The organism is Methyloprofundus sedimenti, from assembly GCF_002072955.1.
Taxonomy (GTDB): Bacteria; Pseudomonadota; Gammaproteobacteria; order Methylococcales; family Methylomonadaceae; genus Methyloprofundus; species Methyloprofundus sedimenti.
Window position 1 is genome coordinate 582,799 of sequence record NZ_LPUF01000001.1, and the last position, 23,276, is coordinate 606,074.

The 23,276-nt window shown below is 42.6% G+C and carries 26 protein-coding genes and 3 pseudogenes; 13 read left to right on the forward strand and 16 right to left on the reverse strand.

The window, feature by feature from the left end:
* Nucleotides 1-61: 61 nt before the first annotated feature.
* The 11 genes from AU255_RS02435 to AU255_RS02485 all read right to left on the reverse strand — a co-directional run bounded on the left by AU255_RS02435 (nt 62) and on the right by AU255_RS02485 (nt 9,913).
* Nucleotides 62-1,021, reverse strand: a complete 960-nt coding sequence (locus AU255_RS02435) for a vWA domain-containing protein (protein ID WP_080521399.1) — start codon at nt 1,019-1,021, stop codon at nt 62-64.
* 4 nt (nt 1,022-1,025) lie between these two features.
* The gene (locus AU255_RS02440; protein WP_080521400.1) at nt 1,026-1,589 is read right to left on the reverse strand and encodes an MxaK protein; all 564 of its coding nucleotides are present in this window, start codon (nt 1,587-1,589) and stop codon (nt 1,026-1,028) included.
* Complete coding sequence (locus tag AU255_RS02445) at nt 1,586-2,569, reverse strand: vWA domain-containing protein (protein ID WP_080521401.1); 984 nt, start codon at nt 2,567-2,569, stop codon at nt 1,586-1,588. Before AU255_RS02445 ends, AU255_RS02440 begins: the two co-directional genes overlap by 4 nt.
* Nucleotides 2,566-3,465 (reverse strand): hypothetical protein, encoded by a 900-nt coding sequence (locus tag AU255_RS02450; protein ID WP_080521402.1) that lies wholly within the window; start codon nt 3,463-3,465, stop codon nt 2,566-2,568. The genes AU255_RS02445 and AU255_RS02450 overlap by 4 nt, the downstream gene beginning before the upstream one ends.
* A 6-nt stretch (nt 3,466-3,471) precedes the next feature.
* Complete coding sequence (locus tag AU255_RS02455; protein ID WP_080521403.1) at nt 3,472-4,323, reverse strand: DUF58 domain-containing protein; 852 nt, start codon at nt 4,321-4,323, stop codon at nt 3,472-3,474.
* Nucleotide 4,324: 1 nt separating this feature from the next.
* Nucleotides 4,325-4,954, reverse strand: a complete 630-nt coding sequence (locus AU255_RS02460) for an MxaP protein (protein WP_080521404.1) — start codon at nt 4,952-4,954, stop codon at nt 4,325-4,327.
* A gap of 42 nt (nt 4,955-4,996) precedes the next feature.
* Nucleotides 4,997-6,019 carry an AAA family ATPase gene (locus AU255_RS02465; RefSeq protein WP_080521405.1) on the reverse strand — a complete coding sequence of 341 codons (1,023 nt, stop codon included), beginning with the start codon at nt 6,017-6,019 and terminating at the stop codon, nt 4,997-4,999.
* A 351-nt stretch (nt 6,020-6,370) separates the two neighbouring features.
* A complete protein-coding gene (locus AU255_RS02470) occupies nt 6,371-6,652 on the reverse strand; it encodes a methanol dehydrogenase [cytochrome c] subunit (protein WP_080521406.1) in 282 nt (93 codons plus the stop codon).
* A gap of 14 nt (nt 6,653-6,666) precedes the next feature.
* The gene (moxG, locus tag AU255_RS02475; protein WP_080521407.1) at nt 6,667-7,143 is read right to left on the reverse strand and encodes a cytochrome c(L), periplasmic; all 477 of its coding nucleotides are present in this window, start codon (nt 7,141-7,143) and stop codon (nt 6,667-6,669) included.
* Nucleotides 7,143-8,024, reverse strand: a complete 882-nt coding sequence (gene moxJ / locus AU255_RS02480; protein WP_408606468.1) for a methanol oxidation system protein MoxJ — start codon at nt 8,022-8,024, stop codon at nt 7,143-7,145. The genes moxG and moxJ overlap by 1 nt, the downstream gene beginning before the upstream one ends.
* A 77-nt stretch (nt 8,025-8,101) precedes the next feature.
* Nucleotides 8,102-9,913, reverse strand: coding sequence for a methanol/ethanol family PQQ-dependent dehydrogenase (locus AU255_RS02485; protein ID WP_080521409.1), 1,812 nt, complete (start codon nt 9,911-9,913; stop codon nt 8,102-8,104).
* Between the two features lie 284 nt (nt 9,914-10,197).
* On the opposite strand from AU255_RS02485, the gene AU255_RS02490 reads away from it, so the two are divergent.
* Nucleotides 10,198-10,848: a response regulator gene (locus AU255_RS02490; protein ID WP_080521410.1), complete on the forward strand. Its 651-nt coding sequence runs from the start codon at nt 10,198-10,200 to the stop codon at nt 10,846-10,848.
* A gap of 349 nt (nt 10,849-11,197) precedes the next feature.
* Here AU255_RS02490 and AU255_RS02495 read toward each other — a convergent pair.
* Nucleotides 11,198-11,374 (reverse strand): annotated as a pseudogene (locus AU255_RS02495) (IS66 family transposase); the annotation flags it as partial.
* A gap of 504 nt (nt 11,375-11,878) precedes the next feature.
* On the opposite strand from AU255_RS02495, the gene zigA reads away from it, so the two are divergent.
* The 9 genes from zigA to AU255_RS02535 all read left to right on the forward strand — a co-directional run bounded on the left by zigA (nt 11,879) and on the right by AU255_RS02535 (nt 17,469).
* Complete coding sequence (gene zigA, locus AU255_RS02500; RefSeq protein WP_080521412.1) at nt 11,879-13,087, forward strand: zinc metallochaperone GTPase ZigA; 1,209 nt, start codon at nt 11,879-11,881, stop codon at nt 13,085-13,087.
* The gene (locus AU255_RS02505) at nt 13,074-13,307 is read left to right on the forward strand and encodes a hypothetical protein (protein WP_080521413.1); all 234 of its coding nucleotides are present in this window, start codon (nt 13,074-13,076) and stop codon (nt 13,305-13,307) included. Before zigA ends, AU255_RS02505 begins: the two co-directional genes overlap by 14 nt.
* Before the next feature lie 6 nt (nt 13,308-13,313).
* Nucleotides 13,314-13,601, forward strand: coding sequence for a hypothetical protein (locus tag AU255_RS20600; RefSeq protein ID WP_233144532.1), 288 nt, complete (start codon nt 13,314-13,316; stop codon nt 13,599-13,601).
* Nucleotides 13,555-14,097, forward strand: coding sequence for a ZIP family metal transporter (locus tag AU255_RS02510; RefSeq protein ID WP_233144533.1), 543 nt, complete (start codon nt 13,555-13,557; stop codon nt 14,095-14,097). Before AU255_RS20600 ends, AU255_RS02510 begins: the two co-directional genes overlap by 47 nt.
* Nucleotides 14,098-14,107: 10 nt before the next feature.
* Complete coding sequence (locus tag AU255_RS02515; protein ID WP_080521414.1) at nt 14,108-14,776, forward strand: DUF1826 domain-containing protein; 669 nt, start codon at nt 14,108-14,110, stop codon at nt 14,774-14,776.
* Nucleotides 14,777-14,834: 58 nt separating this feature from the next.
* Nucleotides 14,835-15,029, forward strand: a complete 195-nt coding sequence (locus AU255_RS02520; protein ID WP_080521415.1) for a phosphoribosyl-AMP cyclohydrolase — start codon at nt 14,835-14,837, stop codon at nt 15,027-15,029.
* A 45-nt stretch (nt 15,030-15,074) separates the two neighbouring features.
* Nucleotides 15,075-16,064 (forward strand): CobW family GTP-binding protein, encoded by a 990-nt coding sequence (locus AU255_RS02525; protein ID WP_080521416.1) that lies wholly within the window; start codon nt 15,075-15,077, stop codon nt 16,062-16,064.
* Nucleotide 16,065: 1 nt separating this feature from the next.
* On the forward strand, nt 16,066-16,296 hold the full coding sequence (locus tag AU255_RS02530; RefSeq protein WP_198942523.1) for a hypothetical protein: 231 nt from the start codon (nt 16,066-16,068) through the stop codon (nt 16,294-16,296).
* Nucleotides 16,297-16,650: 354 nt separating this feature from the next.
* On the forward strand, nt 16,651-17,469 hold the full coding sequence (locus AU255_RS02535) for a TonB-dependent receptor plug domain-containing protein (RefSeq protein WP_158083034.1): 819 nt from the start codon (nt 16,651-16,653) through the stop codon (nt 17,467-17,469).
* A 103-nt stretch (nt 17,470-17,572) separates the two neighbouring features.
* Here AU255_RS02535 and AU255_RS21270 read toward each other — a convergent pair.
* From AU255_RS21270 to AU255_RS02555, 4 genes and pseudogenes are all read right to left on the reverse strand, one after another.
* Nucleotides 17,573-17,681, reverse strand: a pseudogene (locus AU255_RS21270) (transposase); the annotation flags it as partial.
* A 3-nt stretch (nt 17,682-17,684) separates the two neighbouring features.
* Nucleotides 17,685-18,655: pseudogene (locus AU255_RS02545) on the reverse strand (IS1595 family transposase).
* A gap of 47 nt (nt 18,656-18,702) precedes the next feature.
* Entirely contained in the window at nt 18,703-19,146 is a 444-nt protein-coding gene (locus tag AU255_RS02550; RefSeq protein ID WP_332889046.1) for a transposase, read from the reverse strand.
* Nucleotides 19,109-19,480, reverse strand: coding sequence for a helix-turn-helix domain-containing protein (locus AU255_RS02555; protein WP_158083035.1), 372 nt, complete (start codon nt 19,478-19,480; stop codon nt 19,109-19,111). Before AU255_RS02555 ends, AU255_RS02550 begins: the two co-directional genes overlap by 38 nt.
* 95 nt (nt 19,481-19,575) lie before the next feature.
* Between AU255_RS02555 and AU255_RS02560 the strand changes: the two genes are divergently transcribed.
* The 3 genes from AU255_RS02560 to AU255_RS02570 are packed head-to-tail and all read left to right on the forward strand — an operon-like array spanning nt 19,576 to nt 23,079.
* Nucleotides 19,576-20,901 carry a TonB-dependent receptor gene (locus AU255_RS02560; RefSeq protein WP_158083036.1) on the forward strand — a complete coding sequence of 442 codons (1,326 nt, stop codon included), beginning with the start codon at nt 19,576-19,578 and terminating at the stop codon, nt 20,899-20,901.
* A 21-nt stretch (nt 20,902-20,922) separates the two neighbouring features.
* Nucleotides 20,923-22,281, forward strand: a complete 1,359-nt coding sequence (locus AU255_RS02565) for a hypothetical protein (protein WP_080521421.1) — start codon at nt 20,923-20,925, stop codon at nt 22,279-22,281.
* Between the two features lie 24 nt (nt 22,282-22,305).
* Nucleotides 22,306-23,079 (forward strand): hypothetical protein, encoded by a 774-nt coding sequence (locus AU255_RS02570; protein WP_080521422.1) that lies wholly within the window; start codon nt 22,306-22,308, stop codon nt 23,077-23,079.
* Nucleotides 23,080-23,276 lie beyond the last annotated feature (197 nt).

The following is a 23,276-nucleotide window of genomic DNA, read 5'->3' on the forward strand; positions in this document are numbered from 1 at the left end:
AAATTTAGAATAAATATTAACAAGTATTTAATAAGGCCCATTTTTATACAAAGCATGATTTTCAATATTTTTTGGTCAAGTGCGGAAAATAAACCCAACCCAGTAGTATTAATGTGAAAATAGCAAAATAAGGACGATTATCAGATAAAATCTGCTGTTGTTTCGAAAATGCGGGGGTTTGTAGTACCTTACTCAATAATTCACTGCTTTCCAAGCGGTGGTATGCCCATTCAACTTGCTTACTGAGTTGTTGTAAATAAGGTTCGTACAAACGTGTTAAATGTTGATCTCCTGCTACTTTAGCGCTGCCGAAAGGGGCATTTCGCGCATTATAACCCTCTACGGGAACCGATGAAGTGGGCGCCATACCAAATGTTGAACGATGAGGAACATCATCTTGTTTATAAACTCCATGTTGTTGGCCTTGATTGTTGTATTTAGGAATAGGAACATTTTGCAAGCCCCCTACGCCAACTAACACCCCTTTCAGTTTCGTTTTTAAGCCGCTAAAATCTGTTTTATAGCGAGGGTTCACGGGCGGTGCTTCTTGCCCATCGGTAAAAAAAACAATATGGCTATCGTTGTTTTGTAATTGAGTAATTGTACTTGCAAGTCCTTTACTGATACGGCTATCTGCCGCCCATGCCATCCTCCAGTCTATACTGTTAATCACCTTGTCAATTTCTGCATACGATGCACAAACTTCGATGGGTTCAAATAATAAAGTGGATTTTCTTTCCGTAAAAAGTCCTAAGCCGATTTTAGATTGGCACGGGAGTTTCAATACCAGCTCATTCAGCGCCTGTTTAACAAGTTGCAGTCGACTAACGGCTTCATCTTTTAGCTGATAATCTCTAGCATTCATGCTGCGTGTTATGTCAATGATAAATGTAAAGTTATAAACGGGCTGAGATTTAATTATTTGAGGCTTAATAAATAAAGCTAACATCGCTAATAAGGCGAGGCTTAAACAATAAAACCGATAATCTTTCAGAATTTTTGATAATTGCTGTCGGTTCATAACTTTAAGGCAAACCACGAGGAAAGCCTGGCACGGTAGCCCAGAGTTTTGCTTTCTTTTCAGGGATGGGGTCATCCTTTTCCATAATGATTCGATCCATTTCTGGTAATAAACGCATGGCAACTTCTAAATTATATTTTGCATCCCAATAATGACTGTCCAGTGCCAAGGCTTGTCGGTAAGCTTGTTTTGCTAAGGCGGCCAGTGCCGTTGCTTCATTGATTTGCATGGAATCAGCAAGTTCAATAGCTTGTTCTAAATACGTGTTACCCAGATTATAGCGACTAATAGTTTGCATTTTCAGACTGCCTTGATTAATGATCTGGCTTAAATTGGCTTGCGCTTCTTTATAACGATGCTTCTGTTTAAGATATGTGGCATGCGCTAATAGTATCTCTGGATCACTATGCTTAGTCTGTTCAAGTGTTACATCCTGGCCTTGATTTAACTGAGCAATTAATTGATTACTACTCGCTATTTGATAGTAAGAAAAAGCGCTTTGCAGAGCAATGACCAAAACAATCATTAGTGTGCCCCAGTAAGTGTAATGGCGTATAGCTTTTATCATAGACGCACCTCTGCAAGTTTACAGGCCCATAACAGACTGATAAAAAGACTGGCGAATAAATAGCACTGGTTTGACAAATCTTGTTTAGGAATTTTTTCTACATAATGTAAGGGCATGTTTTCTAATTTGTTTATATCATTAATCGCTTCTTGTACGGCATCGGGATTTTCTGCCTGATAGGCTTTATAGGGAATCCCTAAGCTTTCAAAAAACAAATGTAGGTAACGTTCGGGCATTGCCCCTGCATTATCATCTCGTGGGTTTTCAGGTTTATCGTATAAGCCTGCACTATTTTCACTGCGCATAAAGATCCAGTACAAACGCACGTTATACTGCTTTGCCCAACGTCTTATATTGGTCTCACTGTCAGAGTCAATCACAGCCGCACCGTCAGAAACTAACAAAATAATACGTGAGCCAGTCTGGGTGCTTTGTTGTTGAAAAAAAGACAAGCCCATAGCCAGCCCTTTACTAATATTGGTATAAGCCAGTGCTGGTAAATCAGTGGCAGAAACGGCGGCAAGTGCGGCCTGTTTGTTTTCAGTCAATGGCATAAAAAATAGCGGTGAGGTACTATATCCGGCCACACCAATACGATCATGCTGACGTTTTTTTATGAACTCACTTAACAATCGCTTAGCTGCACTGGCTTTTGATTCTTCGCTGCCATCGGGGGCTTTACCCGCATAGGTATAATCCATACTTTTACTTCTATCCAGCAATAACACGATATGTGCACCATAACCAATGCGCTCCCTGCTCTGTTTGCCTCGATTTAAACCTGCTAAGGCTAAAACCAGACAAGTAATTGCAGCCATAGCAATCAATTTCAGCAAGACCGAAAAAAATGTAGAGAGTGTATCAGTGGGTAATATCTGTATTGAAGGATAAGAATTGTGACTCATACCATTATTAAATAAGGGTAATAATGTCAGCAGCAAAGCCAGCAATACCCAGGGATGATCGACAGTAAAATTCATCGTTTGCCTCGTTCTATCTGCAGGCAATGCTGGCACAATAGTTTTATTTTATCGTGATCATTTGTTCTAAGCTGACTATCAGCACTAAAATAGTATTGGTTTGAGTAATTATAAAACCAGACCAGTTCATTATTTAACTGTTGATACTGCGGAAACCGTTGATAAAAATCTGCCAATCGATGTTGAAATAAGGGCTTACCATTTAACTGATTTAACGCCTTATGCATGATGGTTAGCATATCAGACAAGTCATCGTCCGATAATTTAGCTAATTGCCGTGAAGGGTATTTAAATATCTGATATTTAGGTAAAAAAGTTAATAGACCATAGAGCCATGCGAGATAAGCGGCCAATATAAAGGCAATCAGCAAGCTGATGATCAAGCGATTAATTGCGTTGGTGTCATCCAATAAGGGTGCGGGGGTATCTGCACGCATATATTCTTTGCCCTCATCTTTTCTAATCGCCAATTCTCGTAGAGGAGCAGTTGTAAAATTCCAGCGTGGTACAGTTTTTTCTGTGGTGTTTCCAAACTGCTTGAATTGTAAAGTAACACTCGGTAATTCAAGCATTTTCACCTCTAAAGGTGCATAAAATAATTGATAGCTCAGGTCAATTTGATAACGAATCCCTGCTTTGACTTTGGTTTTATCAATTTTAATCCTATTCAAGTTAAGCCAGCGATTAACCTCGCCTTTGCTTGGTATGCTGCTGGATTGCAAAGCCAATCCGTCTCTAGCCTCTATAATAATTCGTCGCTTGATTTCATCACCAATCACATAACCAAAAGGACGCGGGTTTTGTACTTGGAATAATGTGACGGGGTCATTAATTGAGCTAGAGCATCCACTCAACAACAAACCTATAAAAAAAATAAAAATAATATTAAGCGACATCTGTTTTTAACCTGCAAGCTGTAAAAAATACTGGCTAATTGATTCGGCACGATACCCTTGCTTCAGAAATAGTGGTTCACAACCAAAGCTTCTAAAACAATGTTGTAATTGTTGTTTTCTTTGCGCAAATGCGGTTTGGATTTTCTTTTGCAACGATGGCCGCATCCACAAAGTGCGCGTTTTTCCTTGCTCCAGATCAGAAAATTTCACCACACCCCAGCGGGGTAAAGCACTGCTTTCATGTTGATCCCATAACACCAGAGGCACGACCGTATGTTTATTGAGTCTCTGCATTTGTTGTTGAATGTTGTTAATCGGCATATAAAAATCAGATAACAAAAACACCAAAGCAGAACTGTCCGGAAGATAATCAGCTGCTTGAGTAAAACTTTCGGCCTGACCAGTGAGAACACTTTGTTGAATCTGTTTAGCCATTTCAGTTACTCGTCCTTGCTGCAGATTTGCTGGTGAAATAAGTAGTTGAGGATCAATTAACTGACCACAGCCAACAAAGCCAAAGCGATCACCGGTCGCATGAGCAGACTTAGCAACTGACAACAGGCAATCAACAAGCACATGCTGTTTATTGTATTGCCCCTGATAGCTCATAGACGCGGATAAATCAGCCAGTAAAAAGACATCTAAACGGGATTGTTGCTGAAAAGACTTAACTTGATACTGAGCAAAAGGATTTAGCATGCTGGCTCTTAAATCAATATGCCTTGGGTCAGGCGCTGCAATCAGAGGTTTATGCTGTTTAAAAAGAAGACCATTGCCTACAATTTTACCTGCATGAGCGCCTGGAAATACATTGTATTGTGCGGCTTTTCGGTAATAAAAAATGTTGTTTTCTATCATCTTACGATTGATTAATAACCAGCATAACAAATGCGATCGTAAACAGCAGATAGACAGGCACACTATATTTTAAAGGACTGGTTACGATCAGATAAACAACGCCTGAGTAATTTTTATGTTGGCGGTTGTAAAGTGATTCACCCAGCAACCAAAGCAGTGAATTAGCAATAATTAATGCCACAATACTTAAGAAACTGGCCTCAGTAAACAAGAAGGATTTTGTCGTTAATAGATCCGCCCGTTCATTGGTATGAATCAAATTAGCCAGTAGAATTCCCAATATTAACGCGCCTTCATCAAAGGCAACCAGAAAAAAACCATAACTGAAATAACGAAAACGTTGGCAGTTTTTTTTGAACCGGGTTGATCTTTGATCCAGATAAACAAGAGGCAGACTCAGACAAAACAGTAATAACCCGATAATACTGATTAATGCCCAGAATTTAACCCCAATAGCCGAATTAAGTGAAGTTGTGTAATATGAGGCATAAGAGACACCACTAAAATGATCTAATCGTTCGGCAATAATGGCACAGACAAAGCCCACACCTGTCCAGTTTATATAAATACCCAGTAAATCTCTAAAACCACTTTCTGGGGTGATTACTTTAAAAAACGCTTGTTTAGTCATAGGTGTTTTATTTTTATCCTTACATAACTATTTTGTTATGGGTTATGGTGCGGCGATTCCCTCAAGAATGCCGGTAATGAGTTCTGGCATTAGCTGTTCTTGTCGATAGCTGTAAATTGGATTTAAAAAGATGCGGTGTGCCATGGAAACTTGAAATACAGCCTGTAAATCTTCAGGTAATAAAGTAGTTCTATTCTCCAGCCAGGCATTCACTTTGGCCGCACGAATTAAAAAGCTCATCCCTCTTGGGCTGGCGCCCGACTGAATCAGTTGATCCATTTCGACATCGATTAATTTAATACCGTATTTTTTTGGGTACTTACTGGCTTTCCATAAATCCAGGACATAATTTTTTAGCATGGCGCTAGGCTGAATACTTTGTTGAATCTGCTGGGCTAATTCATTTAATTGGTAATAGGCGATATTCCCTGTTTCCACTGTTGCAATTAACTTATCTACATCATGAAAGCGAGAGTTAAAAATGAGTTCTTTTAATAGACCGTCATCTGTTGGCATGTCTATATTGATTTCCATCATAAACCGGTCACGAGCAGCGGCAGGTAGCTCAAAGGTTTCTTCTTTTTCTATGCGATTTCTATCGGCAAAGACTTGAATATGAGGAAATTGGTATTCTTGATTAAAGGCGCTAATACTTCTTTCAGCCATTACTCTAAGTAGCAGAGAATGGACTTGTGGACGTGCCCGATTTATTTCATTAAAGAAAAAAGTCGCTAAACTGTCGCCTTGTTTCAGTAACGGTCCGGGATCTACTTGTGGTTTACCTTTATTATCCAGGTAGGTGTAATAAATCAAATCTGATGGCATTAAATCTATGGTGCCTTCAATTCGCTGATAATCCCCCCCTAAGCCTTGTGCAACTGCGCGCAGCAAGGTTGTTTTTCCAACCCCAACATTACCTTCAAGTAATACATGCCCACGAGCAAAAACAGAAATAACGCAATGTCTTACCGCTTTTTGTTGCCCTAGAACCGTATTGTTGATTTGTTGTTCGAACTGTAAAGCTAAATCTCGCCAGTCGCTAAGTTGATTATTCAAATTTATCATCCAAAAAAAACTCCAGCTCGGAGGAGAGAGCTGGAGTAAATGCTAATATTAGTCTTTACTGGAAGCAATTTGAGTCTTCCAGAAAGGGGCAGGGCGCACTTCGTGTATTTATCGTTGCAGGTTACAATCGCTGATTTCGTTGGCAGCCGTACGATTGAAACAGGCAAGTAGCTACCTATGACGCTATTTCAAAGCGTGACTTTCGACAAAGCTAGCATTTCCTGATTATGCAGCTTTCCCGCTTCCATGCAGGAAAATCAACTCAATATATATCTATGGCGATAATCACTCGAAGGTTGTGCCACATACACCTTGGGGGTGCAAGGGGTTAGCCTGCAAGATGAGGTGTCTTTAAAGCTCATCTACATCATAAACAAACGTACCTGTTTTATTAAAATGGGCTGAGCGCTGTTTATTGCGCGCTTCCATTTCTTTAATTGAGACCGATTGTTTATTCAGTTCGTTGGAGTCATGCTTGGGATCATACTTGCTACCAGCCACTTTAGCGGGGTAGCCTGGTTTTGGTTCCCAGCAATTTCCGGGTTCTTTACAATTAGTACCGTCATAAGCCTGAGCCGTAAACGATACAGATGCCGTTAATAAAACAGCAATTGATAATATTTTATTTTTCATCGTTATCTCCTGAGTTATTTTTTCAGCCATTTGGCTTTTTTTGGTTTCCCTGTGTAGATAGATCGTATCCAGGCCATAATTTGTAGCATTTCATCAGTATTGAAATTGCCGTACTGGGGACCCATCATGCCATTGGCTCCCCCAAATAAAATTTCAAATAAACCTTTGTCTGTTGCTATGGCAGGATAGGTCCAATAATCATCCGCCAGACCTGGTCCTAGCTTTCCTTCCGCCTCATGTCCATGACAACCTGAACAGCCTGTCATATATAGGCTTTCGCCATGCTCAATAGCTTCTTTATCTGTGTTATAGGGGTTCCTTCCATCTTTCATAAATTCTTTAAAAGCAGGGGTATCACCGCCTTTTTTGGCGAAACTCATATCTAATTCTGTACCTTGTATTGCATGTCGCAAGGTAATATCTGCCTGTGCAATATTACCGATAAAAGCAGTTGCTAATACTGTACTTGTTACAATGTGTTTAAATTTCATTATGTATCCTTATTGTTTGATAGCTGTACGACCTTCACTTCAGGTAATAAGGGGATGCCTTCAGCGTCTAAGAGATCATTGATTTCAGCTTTCTGCTGTTTAATAAAGTGATTCAGTCGTTCTAGTAAAGCCGTATCACCTTTGCGTACCGCCATAGACGTGCTGTAATGTTGGCCTACTTTTTTACCATCAGAACGGATGCTGTTATCTGGAATAACAGTCATTGCTAACAGTGTCGTGGACTCTTTAACATAGCGGGCTGCTGATGGCCCCCAAAGTACTGCAACTTCTGCTTTGCCACTGGAAACATCATTCACTAATTTACGGGTATCATATTTAACATACTGGTTACGGCGGGATTTAAAGCCTACTAATTCCTTGTTATAGTTAAACATATCACTGTATCGACCAATAGCCCGAATCATTACTTCCGAGGGTGTGCCTGGAATAAAGCCAATACGCTTCACTGAACGCAGTACGTCACTATCCCAGTCTTTTAAGTCTAAATCATCGTCTTCTCGTGAAATAAATGTATAAGCTGAGCGATAATAAGGTTCAGTGGTTAAAACCCGTGGGTCACCCGCATCTACACCAATAACAACATCACATAGACCTTTGTCTAAAAAGTCACGGATAAAATAACGCGGGTCTTTCCAGTAGACATATTTGATTTTACGATTCAGGTTTTGCCCCATTAAGCGGGTTAGCTTGTTTTCAAAGCCTTCTTCTTTTTTATTGGAGTAAGGCATTTCATCTTCTGCTGCGCAAACTTTAAGCTCCTCACCTGTTGGAGCCATGGCAATATCGGGTTGCGCGTTTACTACACAGCCCGTCATCAATGCTAATCCCATTAGGCAAGGTACTGTTGATTTTAGTATCATGTTGTTTTTTATCTGTCTGTATTTGAATTATTGAAAGAAGCACTTTTAGCTTCAGCTAAAAGTGCTTCTCCACTTTATTAATCCAGTGCAAAAACCATCACACCACCACCCATTTGTGTGTAATGCGCTAATTCTTTAAACGCGCCTACGGCACCTAAACCCGCAGTTGGATCTTGCAAATCAAACACTAAACCAACACCAGGCCAACCACCTACGCCATAATAGATAGCAACAAATTGTTTACCTTTGTGCTTGTAGGTAATCGGGTGACCAATTACCCCTGAAGGTAGTTTAAATTTCCAAAGCTCTTCACCGTTTTTAGAGTTAAGCGCTTTGATATAGCCGTCTAATGTACCGTAGAAAACCAGATCACCAGCTGTTGCCATGGTGCCACCCCAGACTGCAAATTTCTCAGCAACTTCCCACTTAAATTCGCCCGTTACTGAATCCATCGCTTTTACCTGACCCAGTGTACCTTTAGGACCTGGATACATATTAAGTGTTGCGCCTACAAAGAATTGTCCTGCCCGGTATGGCAGCATGAACGGTTCCCAATCCATACAGATATGGTTGGTTCCCATAAAGAATGTCTTTTTGACTGGGTCGTAAGACTCAATGCCCTGGTTATGGTAGCCCATCGCAGATGGACAAATACCTTTTGCTTCATGATCCATATGTGTTGAATATTCTGGATCACGAATTGGAAGGCCTGTTTTTAAATCAACTTTTTTAACCCAGTTAACCGTGTCATCAATTTTAAATGCATTGACTAAATCGCCATTTTCACGGTTTAAGGTATAAACCAGACCATTTCTATCAGGATGGGTTAGTAATTTAGTCATTTTTCCTTTGACCATTTGCTCCGATAAACCCATATAGTTCACACCAGCGTAATCCCATTCGTCATGCGGTGTTTTTTGGTAACCAAATTTTGCTTTACCCGTATTAACATCACGTCCCCAGATGGTCATCGTCCATTTGTTATCACCTGGACGCATGGTTTCGTTCCATGGTGCAGGATTGCCTGAGCCGTAGTAAATCATTTCCAGATCACTATCGTAAGCGTACCAGCCCCAGTTTGTACCGCCACCGATTTTCCAGGCATCATCCTCCCAGGTTTTAGTCCCTAAACCAAACTGTCCATAATGTGGATTGTCTTCATTAAATCCCTTACCTATACCTATATCTTCATCGGGTCCTGTCGCATACACACGCCATACCTGGGAGCCATCCTTAATCTTATAGGCCGTTGCATAACCACGCACACCTAATTCAGCCCCCGCACTTCCTACAATCACCATATCCTTGGCAACAAATGGCGCGGAAGTTAAAGTTGAGCCCATAGCGATATCTGAATTTTCCATTTTCCAGATCAACTCCCCTGTTTTTGCATTAAGAGCAACAACATGACCATCTAGTTGATCTTGAAAAATAGTCGGAGGGTAATCCTTAGTTCCTGGCGCATAAGCTAAACCTCTATTGACTACATCACAACAGGCAACAGCACGAGCTGCCGGGTTTTGCTTAGGCTTGTATTCCCATAAAATTTTATCTGGTTCATTTAAGTCAATCGCAAAAATATTGTTCGGAAAAGGAGAGTGGACATACATAATGCCATCGACCACCAATGGACCGCCTTCATGACCATTTAGAACTCCTGTTGAAAAAGACCAGACAGGTTTTAGATTATGAACATTTTGGATATTGATCTGATACATATTACTGTAATGACTGGCATCATAATCTTTGGTCTGCATCACCCAGTTAGTGTTCTGCTCAGATAAATCTTCCAGTCTTTTATTGGCATTTGCTTGCTGTGATATGGCGAGCATACTCGTAGAAACCAGTAGAGTAGTTACCATATTCCGAGCAAATTTTTTAATTTGCATATTTCCTCCAGATTGACTTTGTAGTAGAAAAGCATTCGCCAAATCATTTTGTTTTTTTTATAAAAACCCACCTGATCAAGTTAGCGATAAATCTGGCAAATGCTTGCGCCTATTTTATTTTTTTGCCCTCTTTTTGGATACGGAATAAGTGACTAATTAAGCAGGAATAAACCGCGATTTAACCCAGGAAAAATTCCTGCCGCTAGATACCTTCTATAAAAAGGAAAAGCTCCTATATCAATTCAAAAAAGAATTGTTCATGATGACTCATTTTTAAGTGATGAATTATGTCTAAAATTAGCGTATTACTTGTTGACGATCATGCCGTCGTAAGAGCAGGTTATAAGTCTTATTTGTCTCTATCGGAAAAAATAGGCGAGATCCATGAAGTGGACTCTGGTGAATCAGCCTGTCAACAGTATATGCAACAACCTGTTGATGTGGTGGTTATGGATTTATCCATGCCGGGTATGGGAGGGCTGGAGTGTATCCGGCGACTCATTAGCCGTGCCCCGCACTGTAAGATTCTGGTCTTCAGTATTCATAATGAGATAATTTATGCAACCCGCGCGATAAAGTCAGGTGCTAAAGGCTATATCAGTAAAAGCAGCCTGCCTGAAACGTTAGTCACTGCCGTCTGTTCTATCGCGCAGGGACATACCTATATAGATGCAGCCATGGCTCAACAACTTGCGGTTATTATGGTGACTGAGCAAGATGATGAATATAAAATTAAACAGCTTTCACCCAGAGAGTTTGATGTTTTTTGTCTACTAGCTAATGGAAGTAGCCCACGTGATGTGGCAGATAAGCTACATTTAAGTTATAAAACAGTTTGCAATCACAGTACCACCATCAAGGAAAAGTTGGCTGTTAAAACAATGGCAGAGTTTACCTTGATGGCTGCCCGGCAAGGGTTAATACAAGCTGAATAGAGCCATTTTCGCTCCTAAGCAATACAAGTCATGCTATATTGCCAATATAATTAACTCTGGCAGGTAATACAGAGGCGCTGGAAAGAAGTTTGTGAATACCCTGATTTCAAAGACTTACCCCCTAAGTTTGTGTAGAAGTTATTTCTGCGAGTAAGAGTCAACGCGAAATAGATGAGAAAAAACAGCTGTATTTTGAAGCAGGTGCAAAAGAGTTTTGGACCTGTGATGAAGGTGGAAGGGATGTATGCACATAGGCTTTCAGAAGTTAATTGGATGAGCGTTGCGAAATCCGACATGATTATGCACGATGCTTTGATTATGAGTGATGACACTTACACGGCATCACATCGCTCAGTGCATATCTGACATGGCAAAATATTTTAGCCCTGTCCATGCTACGAAAACACCCTGATATTTTTTGATGAACTTTTGTCATTCGAATGGCATTTTTAGCGGTATTAGTAGTAAAGGGAATAGCTTCATTTTCCAAAAAGCGCAACACATCCCCTTCAAAATTAAGAAGCCTTGATGTGTCAACACTTTTATGGAATCAAAACTGACGTAATGAAAATATCCGAGGTTTTATTGCTAACATCATGGCTGTATACAAATCTTTTTGAAAAGTAAAGTAATCGCTTTTAAAATATTATGATATGTTATATCATTACAATTTAATTTACACTATCACTTACTATTTTTTACTTCAACTGGGAATGAGCATCATATGAACCGAAAGCCCGATATTTGTTTTTGCCTCTTAGCGGTCGCGATTGCACCGACCACTTATGCAACCGAACAGCAGAACATGGATGAAAACATCTGCGATTCGACTTCGTATTTGCGCAACTCTGCCCCGAAAATAGGATTGAGGGTGATTTACTGATGAACGTGTTAAAAATTCATCAATCCATCGTCATGCCTGTGCGTTCAAAAAAAACTTGGGCTGCCCCTTACACGGCATCGATATTGATAAAGCGAGCCACTTACTCAGCTCTGTCCAAGAAAAACCAGCTAACAATATAAAAATTTTATGACTGAAAAACGCTTACCCGTCACCGTCTTATCAGGCTTTTTAGGCGCGGGTAAAACCACGCTGCTCAATCATATTCTTGCCAATCGCGAGGGCTTGAAAATAGCCGTGATCGTTAATGATATGAGCGAAATCAATATTGATGCGACGCTGGTTAAAAATGAAATCACGCTCAATCGTGCCGAAGAAAAACTGGTCGAAATGAGCAACGGCTGTATTTGCTGTACCTTGCGTGAAGACTTGCTGGTAGAGGTCGGGCAGCTCGCTAAAGCAGGCCGTTTTGATTATTTGCTGATCGAATCCACCGGTATTGCCGAACCGATGCCGATTGCCGAAACCTTTACCTTCAGAGATGAAGACGGCCTCAGTTTGTCCGATAGTGCCACGCTGGATACGATGGTCACCGTAGTCGATGCGGTCAATTTCATGCGCGATTATATGGATGCCATGTCGTTGAAAGAACTCAATGCAGGTCTGGGCGAGGACGACGAGCGCAATATCGCTGATTTACTGGCCGAACAGATTGAATTCAGCACTGTCATTTTAATCTCTAAAGCTGATTTGATTTGTAGCGATGAGCGGGACAATTTAACCACCATTATTAAATCCTTAAATCCTGAAGCAGAGATTATTCCGATGGTGATGGGGCAAGTGCCGCTACAAAAAATTATCAACACTGGACGCTTTAATTTTGAACAAGCCGAGCAAGCACCCGGCTGGCTGCAAGAACTGCGCGGCAACCACACGCCGGAAACTGAAGAATACGGCATTTCCAGCTTTGTTTACGCTGCTCGCAAGCCGTTTCATCCAAAACGGTTTTACGATTATTTGCATCGCGACGATTGGGACAACGGCACTTTGCTGCGTTCCAAAGGCTTTTTTTGGCTGGCATCTCGCCCCGAATGGGTGGGTAGCTGGTCACAGGCGGGCGGCACCATGCAACATGGTTGCGCTGGTCAGTGGTGGGCATCGGTGCCGGAAACGCAATGGCCAGAAGAGTATGTTGCTGATATTCAGGCCCATTGGCAAGCCCCGTTTGGCGACTGCCGTCAGGAGTTGGTGTTTATTGGCCAAAATATCGATGCCGAGCAAACGCGCAATGAATTGGATCAGTGTCTGTTGACTGATGATGAATTATCTGCCGGCGAAACGATATGGAAAACCTATCAGGATAATTTTCCCGCCTGGCTGGCTGATGAACACGCTTGATCAGGCTTTTCATGTCCTTGGCTCGCTATTGTTGATCAGCCTGGCTGTGTTATCGCTTCGGGTTCAATGTCAGCGATTAAAACTTACGTTTACCCGTGCCTTTGTGGCCGTGCTGCTAGTATTATTGGCCGATGCGGCCATGCACCTGCTTCCCGATGCGATTGCGTGCTTTATTTATGGCACACAAAAACACTACGTCTCAACAAACTTTTATGAGTGAGAAATCATGATCCTTTCAAGGGTAGTCATTGCCGGTACTATTGGCGCCAGTTTTCTGGTCAGCTTTGTCTCATTGTCCGGGCTGTTTGCCTTATGGGTTGAGACTGAGCGGCTTAAACGCATTATTCCTTATCCGGTTGCTTTGGCGGTCGGTGTTTTTGCTGGGCGATGCCTTTATCCACCTGATTCCCGATGCAGTCGCGCGGCAAGGCTCTATTTCCACCGTCTGTTTGACGGTATTACTGGGGATGTTTTTATTCTTCGTGCTGGAAAAACTGGTGCGCTGGCGTCATGACCATCACATCGATGTGCCCGGTCAAGACGAGGATATTCGCCCCATCGCCAAGATGAATTTAATGGGTGACGCCGTGCATAACTTTGTCGATGGCATCTTGATCGGCGGCAGTTTTATCGAGGATCCGGTGCTCGGTTTTACCACTACGCTGGCGATTATAGCCCACGAAATTCCGCAAGAAATAGGTGATGTCAGTGCGCTGGTGTATGGCGGTTATTCACCGGCAAAAGAGGTGTTGTACAACTTTTATTGCTCGCTGAGCGCCGTTGCCGGCGCGGTGTTTACCTTGCTATCCAGCCAGTTGGCCGAGTCATCGTTAGTCTTTTTACTGCCGATTGCAGCGGGTGGTTTTATCTACATCGCTGCCACCGACATGATACCGGCGTTGCACGAGCATTCCAGCATAACCCATCTGGTCGGGCAAACCCTTATCTTTGCTTTGAGCATTGGTTTTATGCAGTCCATCATCATCCTGGAACAATCTTTATTAAATTAATGAGGTCAATATGAGCGCTAACGCACACCATTTAGTACCCCCCTTTTATTTCAGATCTTACCTGTCTGATGAGTTGGCTGATTTAACACAAATCTACCAGCCCGCCATCAATCTTTGTGTGGTGCAGCGTAAAGTGGATAACGAGCTGAAACGCTTTGTCGAACATTTGTTAAAACAACCCCATCCAGTCGGTTTTGTAGAAATCATTAATGCTACCTCGTTCGATTTCATTAACTTATTGCCGCAGACAGAACATTTACCGGGTTACCAGGCATTTTGCAAAGACGTCGCCCATTTAGTGGCGATGTATTGCGACTTATTCGATCTGAGCCATGTTGGATTGCGTTTGCGCACCCTGGATCATGCCATGTGCCCCAGATTTCATACCGACGCAGTGACTTGCCGACTGGTTTGTACCTACGGCGGTGTTGGCACCGAGTGGCTGGAAGAGCCACATGTTGATCGACGTAAACTGGGTACGGGGTCAGGTGGTTTAAAGGATGAATGCTCAGGGCTGATTATGGATGCTGATGCCATCCAGACCATGCCCGCTTATGCGATTGGATTACTGAAAGGCTCGCGTTGGGAAGGCAATGAGCAATATGGCGCAGTACACCGTTCGCCGCAATTAACGCCCGACTCACCGAAACGTCTGTTATTGACGCTGGATTTTGCCTGAGATGAGGAAAAATGACCGTATTAACACTATTTACCGAACGCGATAAGAAATCTGCCGAATGATCGAACGCACAGAAACCTTGCCTATCGGCGCCAACCTGCCCTGGCCGGATGTCCTTGAGCATTTGCCGTTCAACGCCGACGCCCTGTTGTTGCTGGTTGATCAACTAGGTCCCGCTTGTCACACCGGACGGCGCAGTTGTTTTTACAACGCTGTGCGCGGCAACTGGGTCGAGATCATCAGCACACTATAATATTACAGAAAATAATTCTTTATAACCGCTATCCTGGAGAACCCAATGCTTGATCCTAATAGCTTCACACCTGTGCCCGTAACCATTTTGACCGGTTTTTTAGGTGCTGGAAAAACGACTTTGTTAAACCGTATTTTGTCTGAACAGCATGGTCATCGTATTGCCGTCATTGAAAATGAATTCGGCGAAGCCGGCATTGATAATGATCTGTTGATTCAGGGCGAAGAGCAAATTGTTGAAATGAACAATGGCTGCATTTGTTGCACTGTGCGCGGCGATCTCGTGCGCATTCTGGGCGAGTTGGCTGAAAAACGTGAAAACGGTTCATTGATTTTTGAGCGCGTAATAATTGAAACTACTGGGCTTGCCGATCCTGCCCCGGTCGCGCAAACGTTTTTTGTCGAACAAGATATTGGTGAATATTATTTGCTCGACGGGGTTATTACTGTCGTTGATGCCAAACATGCCCTGAAACAACTTAGCGAGTGTCATGAAGCCGAGGAACAAGTGGGTTTTGCTGACCGCTTATTATTATCCAAAACCGACCTGATAACGCCAGAAGAAGTGATTGAACTAGAAACGCGATTGCGCCTCATCAACGCCCGTGCGCCTATTGCTCATGCGCATTTTGGTGAGACCGACATCAGTGAAATTCTCGACATACGCGGCTTTAATCTCAATGCCATCCTGGAAATTGAACCTGACTTTCTGGGCGATGTCAGTCATGCGCACGATGCCGGTATCACGTCTTTTGTCTACCGTACTGAGCAAGCCTTTGATGCGGCAAGAATCATCGGTTTTATGGATGTGATGGTCCGCGATTACGGTAATGATTTATTGCGCTATAAAGGCATCGTGCATATTGCGGGTTGTGATCGTAAGGTGATTTATCAAGGCGTACATATGCTCCTCGGAGACAGTATTGGCGAGCTTTGGGCAGCTAATGAAGTCCGCCAATCGGTGTTAGTCTTAATAGGTCGTAACCTGCCTAAACAAGAAATCTACACGGCATTAGACAGTTGCAGGGTTATTTAATATGTTAACACGCTTAACAGGCGGGCGACTTTTCGATCCTGCCCAAGGATTAAATGGAACGATTCAAGATGTGTGGTTTCGTGATGGCATGATAGTTTCCCCGACTGAGGTCGGAGCGTTGCCAGATGCGGATATTGATGTCTCCGGCAAAGTTGTCATGGCCGGAGCCATTGATATTCATAGCCATATCGCCGGTGGCAATGTTAATACCGCACGTTGGTCAACCACATAAACCGGCTACCGTTATGCACAAGCGGGCTACACCACCGTCGTCGAACCTGCCGTGCTGCCAGCCAATGCGCTAGATGCGCATTTACAGATGGCCGACATTCCGAATTGAAGCTGAGTTTCCTCTAAGGTTACTTTTTCACTGCTAAAATATTTTTGTAAACCCTCGACAAAAATGTTATGTTATAACATAACAAAAATAAAAGACAATATGATGTCTTGCAAACGGTAAGCGAATAGCGTTCAAAACGGATCAGTTTGTTTATACCAGATCCTAACAATCGCCAGTTTTACTGGTAGCTAAAGAGATGAGATGTACCACTCAGATTTTAACCGAATAATAATATTAGGTATTTGCATGTCCAGTCCAAACGGTTTTATTTCAGTGTCTTTTGCCGAACCCGTTGATCTGGACGTCATGGAAATCCACGGCGCACCCATCAACACTATTCAATCACCCAAGGAAAGTTTATTGCAGGGTGATGCGCTACGATTAAAACAGAATGATACCTTAGGCAAAGTACTGGAAGGGGAATTAGGCGTGAGTAACGCTTCTTTTGGTCCGGGTGTCGGCATACCCGTTATTCGCGGCTTTTCTGGATCGCGCGTGCGGATGATGCAAAATGGTCTGGGTAGTCATGATGCGTCTAGTTTAAGCCCGGATCATGCGGTTGCGATAGAGCCAATTTTTGCAGAAAGCATTCGTATATCACGCGGCTCGGAAAATATTCGTTATGGTGGCAATGCCATTGGCGGTATTGTTGAGGTTGAAGATTATCGCATCCCTGAGCGACGCCAGGAACAACTTCTGAGCGGTTGGCTGGAAAGTCGCTACGATACCAATGGCAATGGGACGCACTCGGCATTTAGGATGAATCTGGAAAAGGACTGGCTGGGTATGACCATGGGAGGCTTTTATCGACATCGTAATGATACGCAAATACCGGGTTCCACCATTGACGAGAATAATATTGAACAACAATTCGGCTTAACCGACATAAATAATTCAAAGGGCACGATACCGAATACCGACAGTGAAAGTTACGGCGGTTTTGCCGGTGTTTCCTGGTTAGGGGAAAAGACGATGGCCGGTATGTCGGTCAATTATATCGACAATGAATACGGTGTACCCAGTGGCAGTAATGCTTTAGACCCCAATATTACATATCCCACTTAAATAGCGAACTTCATTGAGTGATTAACAAAGCTTTGAGCATTATCTGTACTGATGCATTTCAACCCTTCGGCATAAGCTTGATATAACGCTTCAACGGTTCGTGGTCTTTGTTTGCGTAAGTACTGTTTAATTTTATTCCATGCTAATTCAATCGGGTTAAGGTCAGGTGAGTAAGGCGGTAGGTAAATAAGCTTTGCTCCTGTCTTTTGAATAGGCTATGTCACCGTTAAGTATTGAAAATCACCCAGAGCAGAATGTAACAATTGCTCAGGGGTTAGATTGTGGTTCCGATCCATAATTCTGCACCAAGCCAAATAATTAGGTAAATACTTGGTGGCTACACCATGAAAGCGGTCTAGCCATGATTTAAAACGGTGGTGGTATGCATTGACATTTTGTATATGATAGGCCCCTTTAGTCACCCGCTGCCCTTGACTCATGTTAACGATTTCATGAGATACTTTTTCAGCTTTACAAAATGCACATAAGTTGGATTGCCATCACTCACAAGGAGGGCATCCTGGTCTAGTATTGGCTTTAAATGCGTATCAAGAACAATTTTGCTTATTGGGCCATTACCTGTCACAAAATCTACGGTTTGTTTTGAGCGATCACGAGCAATTAAAATGCAAATTTGCTCATCAGAAATCCCTCGCTTAGTCGCACAGCCCCCTCGTTTCCTTGGTTGACGATTGAGATGGCGTTCTCCTTTATGTGACTCAAGTAAGTAGGTTTCATCAGCTTCTGTAATGCCATGAAGAGCACTGGGACGATCCTGCTGAATCCAGCTTAAAAAACGGTGCCGCCATCGAAAGGTTGTATTTCGATGCACATTAATTTCTTTAGCTGCCTGCCGGACAGTCAATGATTCTGCGATAGCTCCTAAGTAATCAAGCCACTTTGACTTGAGGCGTAGATGAGCAAGAGGCGTTCCTGTCAAAGCATTAAATGTCTTTTTGCAGGCTTTACAGCGGTAGCGCTGAAGGCCATCTTTTATTCCATGCCTGTGGCTTTCGGTATGGGAGCAATGAGGGCATTTACCTTTGCTATCAAATATTGTTTCAATTAAATCAAAAACCTTAGGTTCGTCCTCTAGTTGATCCAGTGCTTTCGTTAGAACAGTGCGTTGATGGTGGTCAAGTTGATTTATTTCGGAAATGAACTCTAAAAACTCTGGGGCTTTCATAACTATCTCCTTAATTTACATGGGCTTTATTTACTTATACGCTCTTGTTATATGAAATTCCATACTTTACGGTGACATAGCCTTTGAATAAGATCCTTAATTTCATCTACTTTATGAACTGAGGCATTATCCATCACAACATAGTCACCTTCAGCGAGTAAGGGGCAAAGAAAATGCTTCAAAAAGTAGAGGAATACAAGTCCTGTCATGGTTCCTTCAAAATTTAAGGCGGTTTTCATACCGGCTGATGTCATTGCCCCGACCATACTTATACGCTGCCCTTTAGCAACCGGCGCTTCATCATAAACACGCTGATCTGACGGTGCTCGCCCATAAAGAGGTGAGAGATTCAGTCCTGCGCCCATTTCATCAAGAAAAATGAGCTTATCGAGCGATATATCGGCGATTTCAGTGCAATAGTCTATTTTTAGCTTTTTAGTTCGGTCACAATATTTAGCTGGATCGTACGGACTTTTTTTTATATCGAATATTCATACGCTTAAGAGCTCTATCCATTGAACTTTTCCCCATGCTAATACCAAAGTGTTCAGCATATCGGTCACAAAGATCATTTAGTGTCAAATCAGGCTTTTTTATTAGCCATTCTTTTATCTCAAGAGCACCCGCTTCATCTACTTTTGGTGCAACATGCCCGCCTACTTTTTTGGCTGCAATCATGCCAGTTTCCTGGTAATGTTGCCATAAGGTATAAACAAAAGAATAAGAAACAGCGAAACGTTTAGCTATATCAGGTTTACTTTGTTTGTCTATCTCAATAGCATTGAGCACTTTTTTTCGAATATCGACTGAGTAAGGGGCTGGCACAAAAATATGATTGATAACGGAGAACTGGGAAAGCTATAGTACATTAAAATTCAATTCATTAATACGGGAAATGTAATAGTCTGGATGGTCTTGAGTTGATACTACCACAACTTGAGGATATAAGCGGTTTCGAGGATGTTTTAGGAAAAGAGGCCTTGTATCCTGATATACGCATAGACCTGAAAAACATCCGCTATGATTTTAAAGGCGAATGGAACGATCCGATAGAGGGTATTCACAATATACGTTTTCTTTATGCCTATGTTGACTATCAACATACAGAAAACGAAGGCGGGTCAGTTTTTACAATGTTTGAAAATGATACCGGAGAAGGCCGTTTTGAAGTCGATCACCATTTTGGCGAGGATTTCACCGGCACACTTGGCGTGCAATGGACGGATCAGGATTTTTCCGCGTTGGGTATAGAAACCTTTGTACCGGAAACCAAAAAAAATTCCTGGGGCATATTCACCACCCAAAACTATCAATGGAATGATTGGCTCTTTAGCGGTGGGGTTCGTTTTGAACAGACAAAGATAGATCCCGATGCAGATAGCCTTAGTTTACGGGGCAGCGCATTACCGCCTGCCGCCTTACCGGATGAACTGAACTTTAACGCGGTATCAGGTTCGCTGTCAGTTACCTGGAGCATCATCCCCGAACAGGCCGATATTTATTTGGCGTTTGACTATGCGCAACGTTCACCCGATATACAGGAACTTTTATCATTCGGCCCGCATTTATCGACGCGTACCTTTGATATAGGCAATGTCGCTTTAAATAACGAAACCATGCAGCGTATTGACCTTGGATTCGACTGGCAATCCGATTGGCTGAACGTCAAACTGAACGGCTTTTATAACTGGATTGATGATTTTATCTATCAACGCAATACCGGTTTATTTTACGAAATTGATAATGAAGTGATTCGTCAGCGTTGTGTCAGTGCTGCAGAATGTGTGCCTATTTACGCCTATAACCAGCAAAATGCAAGGTTTGTAGGTTATGAGGCGGAAGCCAGTATGCCGGTCTTCGAGTCATCCTTTGCCACCGTCTCGTTGACCGTGTTCTCTGATTATGTACGTGCACGTTTTAAAAATGATGATGTGCCTCGCATACCGCCGTTACGCTATGGCGCAGAATTAAATGTTGGTAATTATGACTGGAACACAAGCTTACGTTATTCGCGTAGCGAGGCGCAACGCCATAGCGGAGCAAATGAGACTGAAACCGATGGCTATAACCTGCTCAGTTTCAGTGCTGATTATCATTGGGATGATACAGGCTGGGGAGATCTATGGGTATTTACCAAAGCAAGCAATCTATTGAACGAGGAAATCCGCAATCCTGTCTCCTTTTTAAGAAATTATGCGCCCGAGCCAGGCTTTAGCTTTGTTGTCGGCTTTCGGGCAGATTTTTAATAATAGTGGTACCAATTTATTATGTTGATAAATATATCAATCACACAAACGCTTTCTATCCTGTTGATGTTCGCTTTTGCGCCTATGGCGACAGCGGCTTCCATCCTGCACCTGGACGTAGAAGTCTGGGGCGAGGACGGTGCTTTATTTGCCGGCTATTGTCAAACACCTGGTGTAGCAGGTTGTGATCTGGATGGATTATTTGCCGAGCTGGGTTTACCGGAAGACAATTTGCCAATAGAAGCGGCCAGCGGCAAGCTGATTTTTATTGCTGATTTTCAAGATTTGTCCGGTGGTGACTTTAAAACCAAAAATCCTGGGTTTCGCTCCGTTCAAAGTGCCTTATTGCCCAATGAACTGCTCAGTTACCGGGCTTTGGGTCATTTGCGCTATTGGGATACGATGCAATCGGCCTGGGTGCAAGCGCCAGAATATGTGCAGATCGCGCTGTATGGGGGATTGGAAGCACTTGATGGACTGGCTACCGATTATGCGGCTTGCGCAGGTCAATTGCTTTGTTTTGACGCAGATAATTTCAATACCGAAAGCGCTACGGTTTTTTCAGGCGATGGTATTTCTGGCAGTCCGGAACTGGTTGTCGATCTTACTAACCAGTCAGGCATTTTACATACCCATCTAAGTTTTTTTCTGGAAAACCGGCAAGGTGAAACAGGCGGGCCAACAGGCGCATATTTAATTGAAATGCAATTACTGTCGAATGCGCGCGCCATTCCAAGTACACCATTTCTGATACTTTTCAATGCGGGTCTGGACAGTCGGCAATTATCCGAGGCCATATCGGCTTTAGTTGCTACTAACAACACTAACCCGCCTATTGTCACTTTACCTGATAACCTGGTTAACTCCCTCTCTATTTTAGGCGATGTGGATTTGGACGGTGATGTGGACAGAATGGATGTCGCCTTGATATTACTGGCCGAACAAAACCGGGAAGTAGTTCAGGCCGATAACATCATGTTTGATGTCGATGGCGACGGTCTAATTAACCGACAGGATGCTCATCATGCTAAAAGTCTGTGCAATCTAAGATTGTGTCGTATTCCCGAAGCCGGACAAATAGACCCAGTTATGCAAGTTGCCGTTTTCGACAGCAACACTGGACAACTGGCGTTAAATGACGTGCAAATCAACACGCTACATTATCAGGCAGTATTGCAGCAAACCGGTGAAAATCTTTTTACTTTGCAAACACATGACTCTGCCAGGACACGTTATACCTTACCGGCAAAATACAATGCCCATAGCGGCTTACTTGAAATACCTGCATTATCGGTAGAAAACCGATATTTTCGCGTCATATTGCGAAATATCGGAAACTTCACTTTTCAATTGGAAACCATTGAAGAAATTGAAAATTAACCTCCTCTATAAGGAAAATAAATTATGTTTAAAAAAGCGATTATTTCATCTTTGTTATTAGCATCCAGCTTCACAGCTCTAGCCGAAGAAGAAGCTCATTTGCATGCGGGTGATTTACAACCCTGGCGCATTGGCGCTGAAATAAATCTCAATAGTCAATTATTCGAGGTAGACTTTGGCGACCTGGGTGGCGGCGCATTCGCAACCGATGAACCGGGTGTTGATGTCAATGTAGAAAAAGGTGCCTTTCAACCCGGCAACTGGTTACAGTTTCAACTCCAAGGTCAATTACTATTCTGGGATGGCGACGAATGGACGACTGCAATGCCTAACGAAGAACATGTGAATATCATTGATGCTCTGGATAACACGGTGAGCATCGATGCTCATGGCGTTTCTGAAGGCTTAGCCGTCATTGGCGAGATTGATGCCAACGGCGCATTACATGCGCATATTGACTTTTCTCTACTAGATGCCAGTAATAATTTGAATGGTAGCCAGGGTGCTTACAGAATAGAACTCAAACTATTTGAGTCGGCTGCTAATAGCGATCTATCAGTTTCTTATGCGGCAAAGCCGGTGGTGATTGTTTTCAACCAAGGACTGGAAGAAGCCGAATTTGAGCATGCGATCGAAGCATTGGGTGATGATCCACATGAAGCAGTCATCTATGATGATGTAAGCGGCATTTTATCCATCCTTGAAGTCAAGGCCTTCGGTAGGCATTACAAAGTCGAATTACAAGACCAGGGCGATTTCCTCTTTAAATTAACGGATGCGGAAGAAATATCAGAGTAAGATGATCATGCAAATCATCAACATTAACTGGATCCTGCCAATGGTTGTAATTTTATAAGTTATTACTGGATAAGAAGTTATAAACCATTACTCGTTTTGGTTTAAATAGGGTGTTAAGCGCTGCTATGAGATACGTTTCTAAACTCTCTACAGCGTTTAGTTCCCTTGTGCGAAATAACCTGATGTCGCGCGCGATA